We start from the raw sequence: 15,584 nt of genomic DNA on the forward strand, positions 1-15,584 counted from the left end.
AAGGGCGCGGGAAGCCTCGCTCCCCGCGCCCGTTCCGGTCAACCGCCTTGGAAGCGGATCAGGCTTCCATCGCCTTGACCACCTCTTCGGTGACCTTCTTGGCGTCGCCGAACAGCATCATGGTGTTGGGCCGGAAGAACAGCTCGTTCTCCACGCCGGCATAGCCCGCCGCCATGCCGCGCTTGATGAAGAACACCGTCTTGGCCTTCTCGACATCGAGGATCGGCATGCCGTAGATCGGCGAGGCCGGATCGGTCTTGGCCGCCGGGTTGGTCACGTCGTTGGCGCCGATGACGAAGGCGACGTCCGCCGTGCCGAACTCCCGGTTGATGTCCTCCAGCTCGAACACCTCATCGTAGGGGACGTTGGCCTCGGCCAGCAGCACGTTCATGTGGCCGGGCATGCGGCCCGCCACCGGGTGGATGGCGTATTTGACGCTGACGCCTTCATGCTTGAGGGTGTCGGCCATCTCGCGCAGCGCATGCTGGGCCTGGGCCACCGCCATGCCATAGCCGGGGACGATGATCACCGACTGGGCGTTCTTCATGATGTAGGCGGCATCCTCCGCCGAGCCGGCCTTGACCGAGCCCTGCGGACCCTTGGCCCCAGCCACGGCACCCGCCGCCTCGCCGCCGAAGCCGCCGAGGATGACGTTGAAGATCGAGCGGTTCATGCCCTTGCACATGATGTAGGACAGGATCGCACCCGAAGAACCCACCAGCGCGCCGGTGATGATCAGCAGGTTGTTCTGCAGCGTGAAGCCGATGCCGCAGGCCGCCCAACCCGAATAGCTGTTCAGCATCGAGATGACCACCGGCATGTCCGCCCCGCCGATGGGGAGGATCAGCAGGAAGCCCAGCGCCAGCGCCACCAGGACGATCATCCACATGGCGGCGGTCGAGTTCGACTGCACCAGCCAGACGATCAGGATGACGGTCAGCACGCCGAGCGCCGCGTTCAGCGGGTGCTGCATCGGGAAGACCAGCGGCTTGCCGGTGACCAGCCCCTGGAGCTTGGCGAAGGCGACGATGGAACCGGTGAAGGTGATGGCGCCGATGGCGGTGCCGAGCGCCATCTCGACCAGCGAGCCCTTGGCGATGGCGCCGGCCGTGCCGATGCCGTAGGCCTCCGGGGAATAGAAGGCGGCCAGCGCGACGAACACCGCGGCAAGGCCGACCAGCGAGTGGAAGGCGGCGACCAGCTGGGGCAGCGCCGTCATCTCGATCTTCTTGGCGACGACATAGCCGATGGCGCCGCCGATGGCGATGCCGAGCACGATCATCCAGTAGGACTGGACGATGGGCGAGGCCAGCGTGGTCAGGATGGCGATGGTCATGCCGACCATGCCGTAGATGTTGCCCTGGCGCGAGGTTTCCGGGCTGGAGAGCCCGCGCAGCGCCATGATGAAGCAGATCGAGGCGATCAGATAGAGAAGGGCCGACAAGGTTTCCATGGTCTTACTTGCCCTTCTTCTTGAACATGGAGAGCATGCGCTGGGTCACCAGGAAGCCGCCGAAGATATTGACGGACGCCAGGATGACGGCGAGGAAGCCGAGGACCTTGGAGAAGCCGAAACCGGCCGGGCCGGCGGCGACCAGGGCGCCGACGATGATGACCGACGACACCGCGTTGGTGACGGCCATCAGCGGCGAATGCAGGGCCGGGGTGACGCGCCAGACGACGTAATAGCCGACGAAGCAGGCCAGCACGAGCACGGTCAGGCCGGTGACGAAGAAGCTGCCATGGCCGCCGGCGGCTTCCGCCGCCGGCTGGGCGGCATGGGCGACCTGGGCGGCGAGCTGGTCGGCCTGCTGGCCGAGCGCCGCGAGGTTCGCCTTGAGCTCGGCGATACGGGCGGACAGTTGGGTCTGGTCCATTGCGATTGTCTCCTCGGGCGCCCGGTCAGCCGGCGAAGGCGGGGTGAACGACGGCGCCGTCGCGGGTCAGCGCGATGGCCTTGACGACCTCGTCGTCCCAGTTGACGGCCACGCCCGTCTCCTTGCCGTGCAGCGACGTCAGCAGCGCCAGCAGGTTCTTGGCGTAGAGCAGCGACGCGCTCTCGGCGATGCGGCTGGCGTAGTTGGCATGGCCGACGATCTTCACGCCGTTGGCCGTGGTCACCACCTCGCCCAGCTTGGCGCCCTCGACGTTGCCGCCCTGCTCGACCGCGAGATCGATCAGGACCGAGCCCGGCTTCATCGACGCCACATGCTCCGCCGTCACCAGGATCGGCGCCTTGCGGCCGGGGATCAGCGCCGTGGTGATGACGATGTCCTGCTTCTTGATGTGCTCGGCGACCAGCGCCGCCTGCTGGCGCTTGTAGTCGTCCGACATCTCCTTGGCATAGCCGCCGGCGGTCTCGGCCTGTTTGAACTCGTCGTTCTCGACCGCGACGAAGCTGCCGCCCAGCGACTGCACCTGCTCCTTCACCGCCGGGCGCACGTCGGTGGCCGAGACGATGGCGCCGAGGCGCTTGGCGGTGGCGATGGCCTGCAGCCCGGCGACGCCGACGCCCATGATGAAGGCGCGGGCCGGCGGCACGGTGCCGGCCGCGGTCATCATCATCGGGAAGGCGCGGCCATACTCGCTGGCCGCATCGACGACGGCCTTGTAGCCGGCGAGGTTGGCCTGGGAGGACAGCACGTCCATGACCTGGGCGCGGGTGATGCGCGGCATGAACTCCATGGCGAAGGCGTTCACGCCGGCATCGGCATAGGCCTTCACATGGTCGCGGCTGTTGTACGGGTTGAGGATGGCGAACAGCAGCGCGCCTTTGCGGATCAGCGCCAGCTCGTCCTCGCCGCCCTCGGCAGCAATGAGCGGCCGCTGCACCTTGAGCACGATGTCGGCATCGGCCAGCGCCGAGGCGGCATCGGCGGCGATGGCGGCACCCGCCGCCTCGAACGCGGCGTCGGTGATGCTGGAGCCGAGCCCGGCCCCGCTCTCAACCACCACGTCCAGTCCCAACCCCTTCAGTTTCTTCACCGTTTCCGGTGATGCGGCCACGCGAAGTTCGCCCGCACGTCGCTCCTTTGGAATGGCGACTTTCATTGAATACAACTCCCCTGCCTCAGATACGCCGATCCCGGCACCCCCCCTGGGTTATCGGCCCAGACGACGCGCATTCATGCCGGATCCGTGTGACTTTGTGAAGCCGAACACACCGATGGTAATACCAGCCTATACACCGCATCGCAACAAAGGGAATGGCCGCGTGCATCCATCGTACGATTGTTTCAGAAGGTAAGACAAATCAGCCACGAGCTGTTCACATGCCGGATGGATTCGGGGTTGTACGAAGGACCGGCCGCGACCCGGTGTCGCAGGCGGCAGCCCCTTCCCGGCCCCTGCCCCGGCCGCTGCATCCCCGAGCCGCGCATCGTCCGCTTGCCATTCCCCCCGCCCGCCGATATCGTCCCGCCCCGTTTACGAACACCCCCATCGTTTGAGGTTTTGCCATGTCCGACGTCGGCGGCATCGCGGCGGATCGCCTGAAATCCTTTGTCGAGCGCATCGAGCGTCTCGAGGAGGAGAAGCGCGGTCTCCAGGAAGACATCAAGGAAGTCTATGCCGAGGCCAAGGGCACCGGCTTCGACACCAAGATCATCCGCCAGATCATCCGCCTGCGGAAGATGGACAAGGCCGACCGCCAGGAACAGGAAGCGATCCTGGAACTGTACAAGGAAGCGCTGGGGATGGTCGAGTAACGGGCGGCGACCGGTTTCCGTCACCGCCCGCCCGACAGTCTGCCGGTATGCCGCGGCGGCCCTCAGGCCGCCGCTTCGCATTCCAGAACCGGCTCCTTGCGGCGCCCGGCCAGCGTTGCCATGACGTTGCCGATCAACGCCAGACCATGCCCGCCATCCAGGGTCAGGATCGATTCGGGATGGAACTGCACAGCCGCCAACGGCAGGCTGCGGTGTTCGACCGCCATGACGGTTCCATCCCCGGTTTCCGCCGTTACCAAAAGGTCCGAGGGCAGGCTGTCGCGCTTCGCCACCAGCGAATGGTAGCGGCCGACCCGCATTCCCTGAGGCAACCCGTCGAACAGCGCCCCGCCCCGGTGCAGCAGGGCCGAAGCCTTGCCGTGCATCGGCTCCGGCAACCGCTCCAGCGTCGCACCCAGATGCTCGGCCATGCCCTGCAGGCCCAGGCAGACGCCGAAGACCGGCACGCCGAGATCCAGCGCGGCCCGAACGCTGCCGCCGACGTCGAAATCCTCCGGGCGGCCCGGTCCCGGCGACAGCACCAGCAAGTCGGGCGGATCGCTGCGCAGGGCCGCCCGCGCATGGGTATGGCGCAGGGTCGTCACCATCGCGCCGGTCTGGCGGAAATAGTCGGCCAGCGTGTGGACGAAGCTGTCGTCATGGTCGATCAGCAGCACCCGCCTCCCCAGCCCGCTCTGCCGCCCGACCTCCGGTCTGTCCACCTGCGGAACGGACGGCGGCCGCCCGTCCGCGGCCGAGCGTACGGCATCGCGGAAGGCAGACGCCTTCAGGTGGCATTCGGCATCCTCCGCGTCCGGATCGCTGTCGGATAGCAGGGTGGCGCCGGCACGGATGAAGGCGATGCCGTCCTTCATGCGGATGGTGCGCAGCGTCAGCCCGGTGTCCATGCTGCCGTCGAAGCCGATGCGGCCGAAGGCCCCGCCATACCAGCGGCGCGGCGAGCGTTCGGTATCCTCCAGGAACTGCATCGCCCAGCGCTTCGGCGCGCCGGTCACCGTCACCGCCCAACTGTGGGTGAGGAAGGCGTCGAGTGCGTCGAAGCCGGTGCGCAACCGTCCTTCCACATGGTCCACCGTGTGGATCAGGCGGGAATAGAGCTCGATCATCCGCCGGCCGATGATGCGCACCGACCCCGGCTCGCACACCCGTGCCTTGTCGTTGCGGTCGACGTCGGTGCACATCGTCAGTTCCGCCGCGTCCTTGGCCGAGTTCAGCAGCGTCAGGATCTGCGCGGCATCGCCGAGCGCGTCGGCCCCGCGCGCGACCGTACCGGAAATCGGGCAGGTCTCCACCCGGCCCCGTGCGGCACCGGTGCCGACGCGGACAAACATCTCCGGACTGGCGGCGACCAGGAACTCGCCGTCGCCCAGATTGATCAGCGCCTCGTAGGGTGCCGGGTTGGCGGCGCGCAGACGGCGGAAAATCGTCGAGGGGCTGTCGGCACAGGGCTCGGCAAAGGTCTGGCCGGGCACCACCTCGAACAGGTCGCCGCGTCGGAAGGCCTCCTTGGCTGCCTCGACCACCTGCCGGTAGTCGCCCGGGGCATGGTCGCACCCCGCGGCGGCATTTGTGTCGGGCCGGTAGCCATGGACCCGACCGCCGCCGGCGACGCCATCGGTCGAGACGCCGTCCACCACGAACTCATAGGCGAAGCGGCGCGTCACCCCGGCGGCATGGTCGACCACCAGCAGCCGGTCGGGCAAATACAGGACGAGATCGCGCTGGTCGTCCGGCCGCTCCAGCCGCCGCCGGATCGGCTCGAACTGGAAGGCCAGATCGTAGCCGAAGGCGCCATAGAGCCCCAGGAACGGCTCGTCCGGGCTGGCGAACAGCGCCATCAGCGCCCGCAGCACGCTGAAGACGGAGGGCTGGCGGCTGCGTTCCTCCTCGGCGAAGACGCTGGACGGGCGACGGACCAGGGCGGTGACGCGCCCCTCCGCGACCTCCAGCCCCACCAGGGCCTCATGCCCGTCGAGTGCACGGACCACCGCCGGCAGCAGCAGCCGGCCGCGCGGGTTCAACCCATCGATGCGCACGGTGCGGCCGCGGGCAGTCACTGACAGCGGTGGATCGACGAAGCCCAGCGCCTGGCGGCGATAACGGCCGGGCGCCTCGACCCCGCCGGAGAGCAGCAGGCCGCGCCGCTCGTCCAGCGCCACGGCGAGCGCATCGAGTGCATCGGCTGGCTGCGCAACGGCCGGTTCGGCGCTGCGGTGGACCTCCAGCCCGCCGCCGGTTCGGGCGGCGAAGGGTTCGAGAAGGACCGGGTCTGCGAGGAAGAGATCGGGCGGGATCATGGCGGCGGGACTCCGGATGGGATGTCTGTCGGGGTGACGCCGCCCGGTGCTTCCGCTTGCCTGTCCGTCTTCCGCTGCATGACCCGCGATTGGGGGTCAGGAAAAAGGCCGCTCCGGATGCACCGGGCGGCCTTTTCGTTCAATCCGCGCTCACACGCGTCGCCAGGCCGGCCCGATCTGGACGGGCCGCCACCAACGCTGCGACAGGAGGAGCGAGGACATGTTCATGGGCCTTAGCCAGCCACAGACCCGCGGCTCCTGTCAAGCCGTCCCGCTCACTCGCTCTTTTGCGGCCCCTCCTGAACCGGAGCGACGGCATAGCTGCTGAGATCCTCCTTGCGGCGTTCGTCCGACGGCAGCCGGCCCTTGACCAGGAAGCTGATGTTCTCCGCCACGTTGGTGGCGTGGTCGCCGATGCGCTCTATCGACTTGGCGGCGAACAGCAGGTGGGTGCAGCCGGTGATCTGGGCCGGCGACTCCATCATGTAGGTCAGGAACTCGCGGAACAGGCTGGTGTAGGCGGCATCGACCTCACCGTCGCACTCGCGGACGGAAGCCGCGAGATCGGCGTCCTGCAGGCTGTAGGCCCGCCGCATGTCGCCGATCATCGCCTGCACCATGCGGCCCATCCGGATCAGCGAGGCGACCGGCGGAGCCACCGGCAAGGTCGAGAGCGTAACCGCCCGCTTGGCGACCGAGCCGGCGAAGTCGCCCATCCGCTCCAGGTTCGAGGCGATCTTCAACGCCGCGACGATCTCGCGCAGATCCTTCGCCATCGGTTGGCGGAGCGCCAGCAGGCGGACGGTCATCGCCTCCACCTCCATCTCCAGCCGGTCGATCTCGGTATCGCCCTTCAGCACCTCGGCCGCAAGGTCGGCATCGGGACCGGCCAGCGAATCGAGCGCCAGGGCGACCTGTCTTTCGACCAGTTCGCCCATGCGGTCGACGGCGGTCCGCAGGGCCGTAAGCTCGGCATCGAACGCCGCGATCGTATGTCCACCCGACATGGTCCCCAACTCCTTGCAGTGACAGGCATTCGGACACCCGCCGCCCCGGAGATGGGATCGCGGTGCCGCCGCGCCAAGCGGCTTCCGGAACTGGAGGCTCCTTAACCTTTGTCATAGATTATTCAGGGACACTGGTCTATCGATGGACCATGCAACCAGGCAGACCGGACGAAACCGATGACGCCGCACGAGTTGGTTGCCGTGCTTGAAAAGCACGAGCGCTGGCTGAAGAACAAATCCGGCGGTTCACGCGCCAACCTGACCATGGCGAACATGGAAGGCTCCAACCTGTCCGGGGTGAACCTGGCGCAGGGAAAGCTGTCGGGCGCCAACCTGTCCCATTGCGACCTGTCGAACGCCAATCTCAGCACGGCCGACCTGTTCGCCGCCCATCTGACGAAGGCGGATCTGTCCGGCTGCAACCTGTATCGTGCCGACCTGCGCGGCGCCCACATGCGCGGCGCCAAGATGAAGCGCGCGATCCTGAAGGAGGCCGACCTCCGCGGCGGAGCGCTGCTCTATGGCGGGCCGAACGGCGGCAAGGGCGGCGGCAAGGGACTGGATTTCGTCCGCTCCGACCTGTCCGGCAGCGATTTCGACGATGCGTCGCTGACCAACGCCAACCTGTCGGGCGCCGACCTGACCGACGTGTCGATGAACGGTGCCGATTGCGAGGGGGCGCTGCTGACCGGCGCCACGCTGATGCGCGCCAGCATGAAAAGCTGCAATCTAGCCCGCGCCGACCTGCGCGGCAGCAACCTGTCCGGCGTGAACCTGCAGGGGGCGGTGCTGCGCGACGCCAACCTGACCGGCGCCATGCTGGCCGGCGCCAACCTGCGCAACGCCGACCTCCAGGGCGCCAAGCTGGAAGGCGCCGACCTGACCGGAGCCGACACCACCGGCGCCAACCTGGCGCGGTCGGCAGACAATTTCTCGGTCCAGATCCAGCAGGCGCTGCACAGCCATTATACCTGGATCAACACCAACGGAACGATGGGCGCGCGGGCCGACCTGACCGGCGCCGACCTCAGCCACATCGACCTGTCCGGCGTGAACCTGTCCGGCGCCAACCTGAAGCGTGCCAATCTCGACGGCGCCAAGCTGCGCGAGGCGCTGCTGATCATGTGCGACATCTCCGAAGCGGTGCTTGCCGGCGCCGACTGCGCCGGGGCGATCCTGGACGGGGCCAACCTGCGCGGCGCCAACATGGACGGCGTGCGGCTCGATGGCGCCGGAGTCGGCTGGGTCGACATCAAGGGGCCCGACGGCCAGCCGACCGGTCGGCTGTGGGCGGCGAACCTCACCGGCGCGCGGCTGACCCGCAGTTCCTGCATTCGCACCAACATGCGCGGCGCCAATCTGGCGGGCTGCGATTTCAGCGACGCGAATTTGACCGGCGCGATCCTGAGCGACGCCAACATTCGCGACGCCAAATTCGCCGGAGCCAACCTGACCGGCGCCAGCCTGCCCCCGCCACCCGACCCGGATGACGACTGAATCCACAAGATGGGCCGGTACGGGTCAGGCCGGCGGAGGATGGCGAGGAAAACCTGAGGCCTGAGGCTTAAACCTTCAATCCTCTTCACCGTCCCGGGCCGCGGCCGAGGCGGCATTGAGGTTGGAACCGACGCGGCGCAGCACGTCCAACGTCAGTTCCAGTTCGCCCGGCGTGATTCCACTGATGGCGATCTGGGCGATCTCCGCGGCACTTGGCATCATCGCATTGCGCAGCGCCCGGCCCTTGTCGGTCAGGAAGACATTCATCTTGCGGCGGTCGTGGCGGTTGCGCACGCGCTGGACCAGCCCCTGGCTTTCCATCACGTTGACCGCGGTGACAGTGGTCGGCTCCATCATGCCGACACGGTGGCTCAACTCCCGCTGGGTCAGGCCGTCCTCCTCCCACAGGGCACGCAGGAAGAACCACTGCCCCATGCTGACGCCCGAGCGCGCGATGCGCATCTGCAGGGCGCGGGAAAAAGCACGGTTGACCTCCCTGACGACGAACGATAACGCACCGTCGGCAGATTCCGCCATATCCCCCGATTCATCGGGGCGCTCCGGCTCCCACCCCTTGACAGACGCCTCCATACCGACAATCTCTCTGCCGTCGTTCCCACGCCTGCAACCGCGCCCGCCGACCGGCTGCGCGCGCCGGGCTGTCGCCTGTGAGGCGCCGCGGCGACATCGCGTCCATCGGAATCACTTCGTCCCGGCCATACCACCTTGACACGAATGGGGGCGGCTGCGTCATCCAATCATAACGTGCTGCACGCAAAGCGCAAATCAATTGCGCGGGCTTCGGGCGGCGACATGCAATGATATGCCGGGATATGGCCGCCGATCGACGATCAGTCTAGACATAACGATTTGGTGGACTCTTCGCATGGCCGATCGGTGTCACCTCGATGTTTCCCATTTCGCGGGCCTCCTTCATATCCGCATATGATGAGAAACCCATTCATTGCCAATTGGGCCGGTTTTATTTGGCAATTCACACGGCAAGCTGCGAAAAATTAACATTTCTCTAAAGTTTTATGAATGCCCTTCCACCCGCTTGTATCCGCCGCGACCTATGGCCACACAGGGTTTGTCCGTCGTCCCTTCGTCCGTGAACAGGAGTCCCAAGTCAGCCATGACCGCTTCGCCGCCCGTTCCCTCGTCCCGTACCGTCACCGTCGCCGCGACCCAGATGGCCTGCAGCTGGGACCGTGCCGCCAACGTCAACGGAGTCGAATCGCTGATTCGCGAGGCCGCCGCCCAAGGGGCGCAGATCGTCCTGCCGCAGGAACTGTTCGAGACGCCCTATTTCTGCAAGGACCAGAAGCAGTCTCTGTTCGAACTGGCGGCCCCGGCCGAAGACCATCCGGTGATCGGGCGGATGCGCGCCCTGGCACGCGAACTGTCGGTGGTGATTCCGGTCAGCTTCTTCGAGAAGGCCCGCAACGCCTATTACAACTCGGTCGCCATGGTGGATGCAGACGGCAGCCTGCTGGGCATCTACCGCAAGTCCCACATCCCGGACGGCCCCGGCTATCAGGAAAAATTCTATTTCAGCCCCGGCGACACCGGCATCCCGGTGTTCAAGACCCGCTACGCCACCATCGGCTGCGCCATCTGCTGGGATCAGTGGTTCCCGGAAACCGCCCGCATCATGGCGCTGAAGGGGGCCGAACTGCTGCTCTATCCCACAGCCATCGGGTCGGAGCCCCAGGACTCCGCCATCGACAGCCAGGGCCATTGGACCCGGGTCATGCAGGGCCATGCCGGCGCGAACCTGATGCCGCTGGTGGCATCCAACCGCATCGGAGTGGAGCAGGGTGACAACTGCGCGCTGACCTTCTACGGCTCGTCCTTCATTGCCGGGCCGCAGGGCGAGATCGTGACTCAGGCCGACCGCGTGAGCCGGACGGTCCTGACGGCGACCTTCGACCTCGACCGCATCGCGGCCCAGCGCGCCTCCTGGGGCGTCTTCCGCGACCGCCGGCCGGAGTTGTACGGCGCCCTGCTGACGCTGGACGGCGAGACGACGCCCCGGCGGTGAGCGGGCGACACCCTGCGGCGAGGAGGGGGCATCGGCCGCGGCGCCCTCCTCAAACCGTCAGCCCAGCCCCCCGCCCTGCTCCGCTGCCCAATCCCTGCGCCGCACCATAGGCGGCAGCCGCGCGCGCCGCGGCGCCGTCACCTCCACCTCCACCGTCGCCACCCTGCCGGCGCAGTTCCGCCTGGGCCTGCAGCTTGGTCGCGTCGGCCTGTGCGGCGACCCGCATGTCCTGCGGCGAGGGATCGGCGGGAGCGAGCGCCGCGGCCTTCACCTGCTCCATCTTGGCGATGGTGGCGGCAGGCTCCGATTCGGCGCTGGCGTCGACCGGCACCTCGCCGGCTGTGGCGTAGTTCTTGCCGTCAGGTCCGCGGGTATAGGTGAAGGAGGCCCCGCCGGCATGGCTGCCGCCGGCCGCCTGATGCGCCGCCTCATGCCGGCGGACGTTGGTATCGGCCTGCTTGAGCTTCTGGACCTGCTGCTGTGCCGCATCCGACAGCGTGACCGTGTCGGTCGCCGAACCGGCCGCCGAACCGGTTGTCGATTCGGCGGCGCCCGTCCTGGCGGCGGACGCGCCCTTCCCGTCCTCCCGCAGCGGCTGGCTGCGGGGGGCGGAATAGGTCCCGATGGACAGGCTGGATATCGAGACGTCGGCAGCCAACGCCCGCGTCCTCAAGAAAGGGCTGAACCTCTCCTCAATCTAGGACGAATCGTCCGTGCCGGCAACGGTACGGCTTTCGTTGGAACGGCATTCGAAGCGAAGACCGGCCGCGTTCACCCGCCCAGGAAGCCGGTCAGCACGTTGGCGACATTCACCCCGAGGTCGTCGACGGCATAGCCCCCCTCCATCACGAACAGGGTCGGCAGGCCAATGCCGGCGATGGCCGCCCCCATGCGCAGGAAATCCTCCGACAACAGCCGGAACCGGGAAATCGGGTCGCCGCCGTAGGTGTCGGCGCCAAGCGACAGCACCAGCGCATCCGCCCCGAAACCGCCGATGCGCGCCGCCGCCGTCTCAAGTGCCCGGGCATAGCCGTCCCAGTCGGTGCCCCAGGGCAGCGTCAAATTCAGGTTGGCACCGTCGCCGGCTCCCGCCCCGGTCTCGTCGGCATGGCCGCAGAAATAGGGAAACTCATCGATCGGGTCGGCGTGCAGCGACACGAACAGCACGTCGCCACGCTCCCAGAAGATCTCCTGCGTGCCGTTGCCATGATGGTAATCGACGTCCAGCACCGCCACCCGCGTCGCCCCGCCGTCGCGCAAGGCCTGCGCCGCGATGGCCGCATTGTTCAGGAAGCAATAGCCGCCATAGAAGGCATGTCCGGCATGGTGTCCGGGCGGACGGCACAGCGCGAAGGCACTGCGGTCGCCGGCGCGAAGGCGGTCGGCGCCGGTCAGCGCACTGTCGGCCGCGGCGGTAGCGGCCCGCCATGTGCCGGCTGTGATCGGCGTCCCGGCATCGAAGGAGTAGTAACCGAGCCGCCCGTCGATCGAGCGCGGAACCTGCCGCCGCGCCATGCCCGGCGCCACCCAGTTCAGCGGCAGCGCATCGATGTCGGCGCCATGCTCCTTCACCCAGTCGTCCCAGGCGGTGCGAAGAAAGCCGAGATAGCCGGCGTCATGCACCCGTTCCAGCGGGGCGAGGCCGTGGCGGGTGGGTTCCACGACGGGACCCAGCCCCACCGCCTCGATCCGCGCGCGGACGATGTCGGCGCGTGCCGGCTTCTCGTAGCAGGGGACGAGTTGGCCGTCGTTGAGTTCGGATCGCCCGGCCTGAAGCCGGTGCTCTTCGCTGTGGATGACGATCACGCCGCTGGTATCCTCGATAGTCCGGCGCCGCGCGGCGCCGCCATGGTCCGGATGGCAGGAATAAGGCGAACGGTTCGGGCCGCATATCCGCCTGGGGCGGCATCATAGCCCCGCCTGCGGGGCTTCGGATGCCGCCCTTTTGCATGGCGCCCAGGATGCGCACCATTGCCTTTTCGACCAATACACGCAATAGTGTTCTTGAATCGCGATCCGCGCCGTGCGGGTGGTGGGACTGGTTGCTTGATATCCGATGTTTGCTGCTGCGCGCAGAATATTCGCCCTCCTGGCATTGGTGATGACGCCGTTGCTGTGGGCATGCGACGTGCTGGCCGCCGGGCCGCCGCGTGGCGATGCCGCGTTGCCGACATCCCCCTCGCCGCTGGAATCGGCCTTTTCCACCCGCGCCGGCGAACCGCTGCGTCAGTTCGGCTACGACCTGTTCGCCCCCGTCGGGGAACCCGTTCAGGCGGAGGGCGCGGCACCGGGTGCCATCCAGGGCGATTATGTGCTGAACACCGGCGACGCCCTGCTGGTGACGCTGCGCGGCCAGAAATCCTTCAGCAAGCGCTTCTCCATCGACCGCAATGGCCAACTGGTGGTGGACGATCTGCGGCCGGTCACCGCGGCCGGACTGACACTGGACGCCCTGCGGCAGGAGTTGACCGCCACCGTCGCCGCGACCTGGCCGAACACCGATGCCTTCGCGTCCCTGGCGGAGGTCCGCCGGATCGGCGTGATGGTGACCGGCGCCGTGCGGCGCCCTGGCCGGCAGGAGATCAGCGCCTTCGCCACCGTGCTCGACGCGCTGTCGGCGGCCGGCGGGGTCGAGCGCGGCGGCACCCTGCGCGCCATCCGGCTGATGCGGGCGGGTGCCGGGATGACGGTCGACCTCTACCCGCTGCAGACGGCCGGCCGGATGGATGGGAATGCCGGCAACGCCGACCGGCCGCTGCGCGACGGCGACCGGCTGTTCGTCCCGCCGCTGGGCGCCACGGTGGCCGTCGCCGGTCCGGTCAAGCGGCCGGGGATCTACGAGCTGCCGCCCGGCGCCGGCCCGCTGTCCGCCATGGAACTGCGCGATCTGGCCGGCGGCGCGCTGCGTCCCGGCCGTGCCCGGCTGCTGCGGTTCGGCATCGGCCCGTCCGGCGAGGAGATGACGGAGGATGTAGCCGACCCCGATGCCGGACGCTTCGCCGACGGCGACCTTCTGGTGCTGGCCCCGCAGCGCGAGGATCGCCGCGACGAGGTGCGGTTGGAAGGGCATGTCCTGCGCCCCGGCCCGCGCGCCCTGCCCCAGGCGAAGACCCTGGCCGGGCTGGTCGCCCGCACCGACCTGCGGCCCGATCCCTATCTGCCCTTCGCCGCCCTGGAGAGCGCCGACCCCGTTAGTGCCGCCCGCATCCTGCGCCCGGTCGACCTTGCCGCCGTGCTGGCCGGACGCGACCGCCGCCAACTGGCCGACGGCGATGCGCTGTATGTGCTGGGGGCCGCCGACGTCGATTTCCTGACCGCCGAACCAGTGCTGGCCCTGCTGCGCGGCGAACGCCAGCCGCCGCCCGACGCCTGCCCCGGGCTCGTGTCGTTGGCCCGCAAGCTGGCGGCGGAACCCGACGGCCCGCTCGCCACCGGCCCGCAGGCCCACGCCGCCGCCGGCCTGACCGGCGCGCGCACGCCCTGCACGCCCCTGTTCACGGCGGTGCCCGACCTGCTGCCGCTGGCATTGCGCCATGCCGTGCTCCGGCTGTCCGGCGTGCAGCGCCCGGGCTTTTACCCGGTTGCAGGCGGGGATGGGCCTGGAGCGGCAACCGGCGCCCGTGAGGCGATCGTCGAGTCGGAGCTGCCGCGCTATGAGCTGATCGGCCATGTCCGCCATCCAGGCACCCGCAGGCTGTCGGCCGGCGCCACGCTGCGCGGCGCGCTGGCAGGCGGCAAGGTATTGAAACGCGACGTCTATCCGCTGCTGGGCATCGTCGAGCGATTCGACCGGCGGAGCTTGACCCGCACATGGCTGCCCTTTTCGCCGCAGGAGGTCGTTGCCCGCCGCGCCGACCGCAGCCTCGCCGACGGCGACCGCATCCATCTGTTCGCCACGGAGGACATCCGCAGCCTCGTGCCGTCCGGTCATGCCGATGCCGCGCCGCCGGCCGATGAGCAGAGCGAGCCGCCGATGCTGGCCGCCCTGCTGGATCCGGCCGTCGTCGCCCTGATCGGCGAGCGGACGGTGCAGGTGCGCGGCGCGGTGCGCGATGCCGGCGGCTACCCGGTCGCCGACCGTACGCCGCTGCCGTCGCTGATCGCGGTGGCGGGCGGGCTGTCGGCCGACGCCGACCCGACGGCGGCGGAGCTGACCGCGGCGACCGGAAGCCGCAGCATCGTCGATCTCGGCCAGGATACCGGGCGCACCGTCGGCCCCGGCGACGCGTTGCGGGTCAACCCGCGGCCGCAGGCCCTGGAGGCGCGCGCCGTTGCCATCGAAGGGGCGGTGCGCCGTCCCGGCCGCTACGACATCGGGCGGGGCGAGACGCTGTCCTCGCTGATCGCCCGGGCCGGCGGCCTGATGGCCGACGCCTACCCTGCCGGAGCGGTCCTGACCCGCGAGAGCGAGCGCCGCCGCGAAAAGGAGCAGTTCCAGCGCCAGGCGCGCGAGCTGGAACGCACCCTGGCGCTGGAGGTCGAGAAGGGCGAGCCGGTGAAGGCGGAGAATGTCGCGCTTGCCCGCCAGATCGCCACCCAACTGCGCGGTGCCGAACCGCTGGGCCGCGTGGTGGTGGAGGCGGATCCCGCCGTGCTGCGCACCCGTCCGGAACTGGATCCGCTGCTGGAACCCGACGACCGGATCGTGATCCCGAAGCGGCCACTGACCGTGGCGGTGTCGGGCGAGGTGCTGCACCCCACCGCCGCGCAATTCGTCAGCGGCAAGAGTGCCGAGGATTATCTGGGAGAGGCCGGCGGCCCGACCCGCGATGCCGACACCGGCCGCAGCTTCCTGATCCTGCCCGACGGCCGGGCGCGGCCGCTCGCGCTATCCTCCTGGAACCACCGGGTGGACGTGATTCCGCCCGGTTCAGTCCTGGTGGTTCCTCGCGACCCGCGCCCCTTCGACGCGCTGGACGCGACCAAGGCTGTCGGCAGCATCCTGAGCCAGCTGGCCATCACCGCCGCATCCGTCTCGGTGATCGCGCGATGACGGCGGCGGCCCCAGGAC

At 68.6% G+C, this 15,584-nt stretch carries 12 protein-coding genes; 4 read left to right on the forward strand and 8 right to left on the reverse strand.

Annotated features, from left to right (window positions below):
* Positions 1 to 58: 58 nt before the first annotated feature.
* Genes ABMY26_RS21850 through ABMY26_RS21860 form a run of 3 tightly spaced genes read right to left on the reverse strand, consistent with a single transcriptional unit; the run spans position 59 to position 3,051 of the window.
* Positions 59 to 1,453, reverse strand: coding sequence for an NAD(P)(+) transhydrogenase (Re/Si-specific) subunit beta (locus ABMY26_RS21850; protein WP_372396748.1), 1,395 nt, complete (start codon positions 1,451 to 1,453; stop codon positions 59 to 61).
* Between the two features lie 4 nt (positions 1,454 to 1,457).
* Positions 1,458 to 1,877: an NAD(P) transhydrogenase subunit alpha gene (locus ABMY26_RS21855; protein WP_045582195.1), complete on the reverse strand. Its 420-nt coding sequence runs from the start codon at positions 1,875 to 1,877 to the stop codon at positions 1,458 to 1,460.
* A 25-nt stretch (positions 1,878 to 1,902) separates the two neighbouring features.
* Positions 1,903 to 3,051, reverse strand: a complete 1,149-nt coding sequence (locus ABMY26_RS21860; RefSeq protein ID WP_372396749.1) for a Re/Si-specific NAD(P)(+) transhydrogenase subunit alpha — start codon at positions 3,049 to 3,051, stop codon at positions 1,903 to 1,905.
* 407 nt (positions 3,052 to 3,458) lie between these two features.
* On the opposite strand from ABMY26_RS21860, the gene ABMY26_RS21865 reads away from it, so the two are divergent.
* Positions 3,459 to 3,707, forward strand: a complete 249-nt coding sequence (locus ABMY26_RS21865; protein ID WP_012973951.1) for a DUF2312 domain-containing protein — start codon at positions 3,459 to 3,461, stop codon at positions 3,705 to 3,707.
* Between the two features lie 62 nt (positions 3,708 to 3,769).
* On the opposite strand, the gene ABMY26_RS21870 is transcribed toward ABMY26_RS21865, so the two are convergent.
* Positions 3,770 to 6,025 (reverse strand): anthranilate synthase, encoded by a 2,256-nt coding sequence (locus ABMY26_RS21870; protein ID WP_372396750.1) that lies wholly within the window; start codon positions 6,023 to 6,025, stop codon positions 3,770 to 3,772.
* A 275-nt stretch (positions 6,026 to 6,300) separates the two neighbouring features.
* Positions 6,301 to 7,032 carry a phosphate signaling complex protein PhoU gene (gene phoU, locus ABMY26_RS21875; RefSeq protein WP_372396751.1) on the reverse strand — a complete coding sequence of 244 codons (732 nt, stop codon included), beginning with the start codon at positions 7,030 to 7,032 and terminating at the stop codon, positions 6,301 to 6,303.
* A gap of 177 nt (positions 7,033 to 7,209) precedes the next feature.
* Here phoU and ABMY26_RS21880 point away from each other — a divergent pair, with 177 nt between their 5' ends.
* Positions 7,210 to 8,529, forward strand: a complete 1,320-nt coding sequence (locus ABMY26_RS21880) for a pentapeptide repeat-containing protein (protein WP_372396752.1) — start codon at positions 7,210 to 7,212, stop codon at positions 8,527 to 8,529.
* A 75-nt stretch (positions 8,530 to 8,604) separates the two neighbouring features.
* On the opposite strand, the gene ABMY26_RS21885 is transcribed toward ABMY26_RS21880, so the two are convergent.
* Positions 8,605 to 9,066 carry a MarR family winged helix-turn-helix transcriptional regulator gene (locus ABMY26_RS21885; RefSeq protein ID WP_372396753.1) on the reverse strand — a complete coding sequence of 154 codons (462 nt, stop codon included), beginning with the start codon at positions 9,064 to 9,066 and terminating at the stop codon, positions 8,605 to 8,607.
* 598 nt (positions 9,067 to 9,664) lie between these two features.
* On the opposite strand from ABMY26_RS21885, the gene aguB reads away from it, so the two are divergent.
* Complete coding sequence (gene aguB / locus ABMY26_RS21890) at positions 9,665 to 10,573, forward strand: N-carbamoylputrescine amidase (protein ID WP_372396754.1); 909 nt, start codon at positions 9,665 to 9,667, stop codon at positions 10,571 to 10,573.
* Positions 10,574 to 10,622: 49 nt separating this feature from the next.
* Here aguB and ABMY26_RS21895 read toward each other — a convergent pair whose 3' ends face one another.
* Together ABMY26_RS21895 and ABMY26_RS21900 are read right to left on the reverse strand one after the other, a co-directional pair.
* Entirely contained in the window at positions 10,623 to 11,231 is a 609-nt protein-coding gene (locus ABMY26_RS21895; protein WP_372396755.1) for a putative metalloprotease CJM1_0395 family protein, read from the reverse strand.
* 113 nt (positions 11,232 to 11,344) lie between these two features.
* The gene (locus ABMY26_RS21900) at positions 11,345 to 12,379 is read right to left on the reverse strand and encodes a histone deacetylase family protein (RefSeq protein WP_372396756.1); all 1,035 of its coding nucleotides are present in this window, start codon (positions 12,377 to 12,379) and stop codon (positions 11,345 to 11,347) included.
* Between the two features lie 295 nt (positions 12,380 to 12,674).
* On the opposite strand from ABMY26_RS21900, the gene ABMY26_RS21905 reads away from it, so the two are divergent.
* Positions 12,675 to 15,566 carry an SLBB domain-containing protein gene (locus ABMY26_RS21905; RefSeq protein ID WP_372396757.1) on the forward strand — a complete coding sequence of 964 codons (2,892 nt, stop codon included), beginning with the start codon at positions 12,675 to 12,677 and terminating at the stop codon, positions 15,564 to 15,566.
* Positions 15,567 to 15,584 lie beyond the last annotated feature (18 nt).

This window comes from Azospirillum sp. HJ39 (genome assembly GCF_041507355.1).
In the GTDB taxonomy this organism is placed as follows: Bacteria; Pseudomonadota; Alphaproteobacteria; order Azospirillales; family Azospirillaceae; genus Azospirillum; species Azospirillum thiophilum.

What these genes read in the sequence shown, in the direction of transcription:
- ABMY26_RS21850 (WP_372396748.1), bottom strand. Translation starts at nt 1,453, where the DNA reads ATGGAAACCTTGTCGGCCCTTCTCTATCTGATCGCCTCGATCTGCTTC.
- ABMY26_RS21855 (WP_045582195.1), bottom strand. Translation starts at nt 1,877, where the DNA reads ATGGACCAGACCCAACTGTCCGCCCGTATCGCCGAGCTCAAGGCGAAC.
- ABMY26_RS21860 (WP_372396749.1), bottom strand. Translation starts at nt 3,051, where the DNA reads ATGAAAGTCGCCATTCCAAAGGAGCGACGTGCGGGCGAACTTCGCGTG.
- ABMY26_RS21865 (WP_012973951.1), top strand. Translation starts at nt 3,459, where the DNA reads ATGTCCGACGTCGGCGGCATCGCGGCGGATCGCCTGAAATCCTTTGTC.
- ABMY26_RS21870 (WP_372396750.1), bottom strand. Translation starts at nt 6,025, where the DNA reads ATGATCCCGCCCGATCTCTTCCTCGCAGACCCGGTCCTTCTCGAACCC.
- phoU (WP_372396751.1), bottom strand. Translation starts at nt 7,032, where the DNA reads ATGTCGGGTGGACATACGATCGCGGCGTTCGATGCCGAGCTTACGGCC.
- ABMY26_RS21880 (WP_372396752.1), top strand. Translation starts at nt 7,210, where the DNA reads ATGACGCCGCACGAGTTGGTTGCCGTGCTTGAAAAGCACGAGCGCTGG.
- ABMY26_RS21885 (WP_372396753.1), bottom strand. Translation starts at nt 9,066, where the DNA reads ATGGCGGAATCTGCCGACGGTGCGTTATCGTTCGTCGTCAGGGAGGTC.
- aguB (WP_372396754.1), top strand. Translation starts at nt 9,665, where the DNA reads ATGACCGCTTCGCCGCCCGTTCCCTCGTCCCGTACCGTCACCGTCGCC.
- ABMY26_RS21905 (WP_372396757.1), top strand. Translation starts at nt 12,675, where the DNA reads ATGACGCCGTTGCTGTGGGCATGCGACGTGCTGGCCGCCGGGCCGCCG.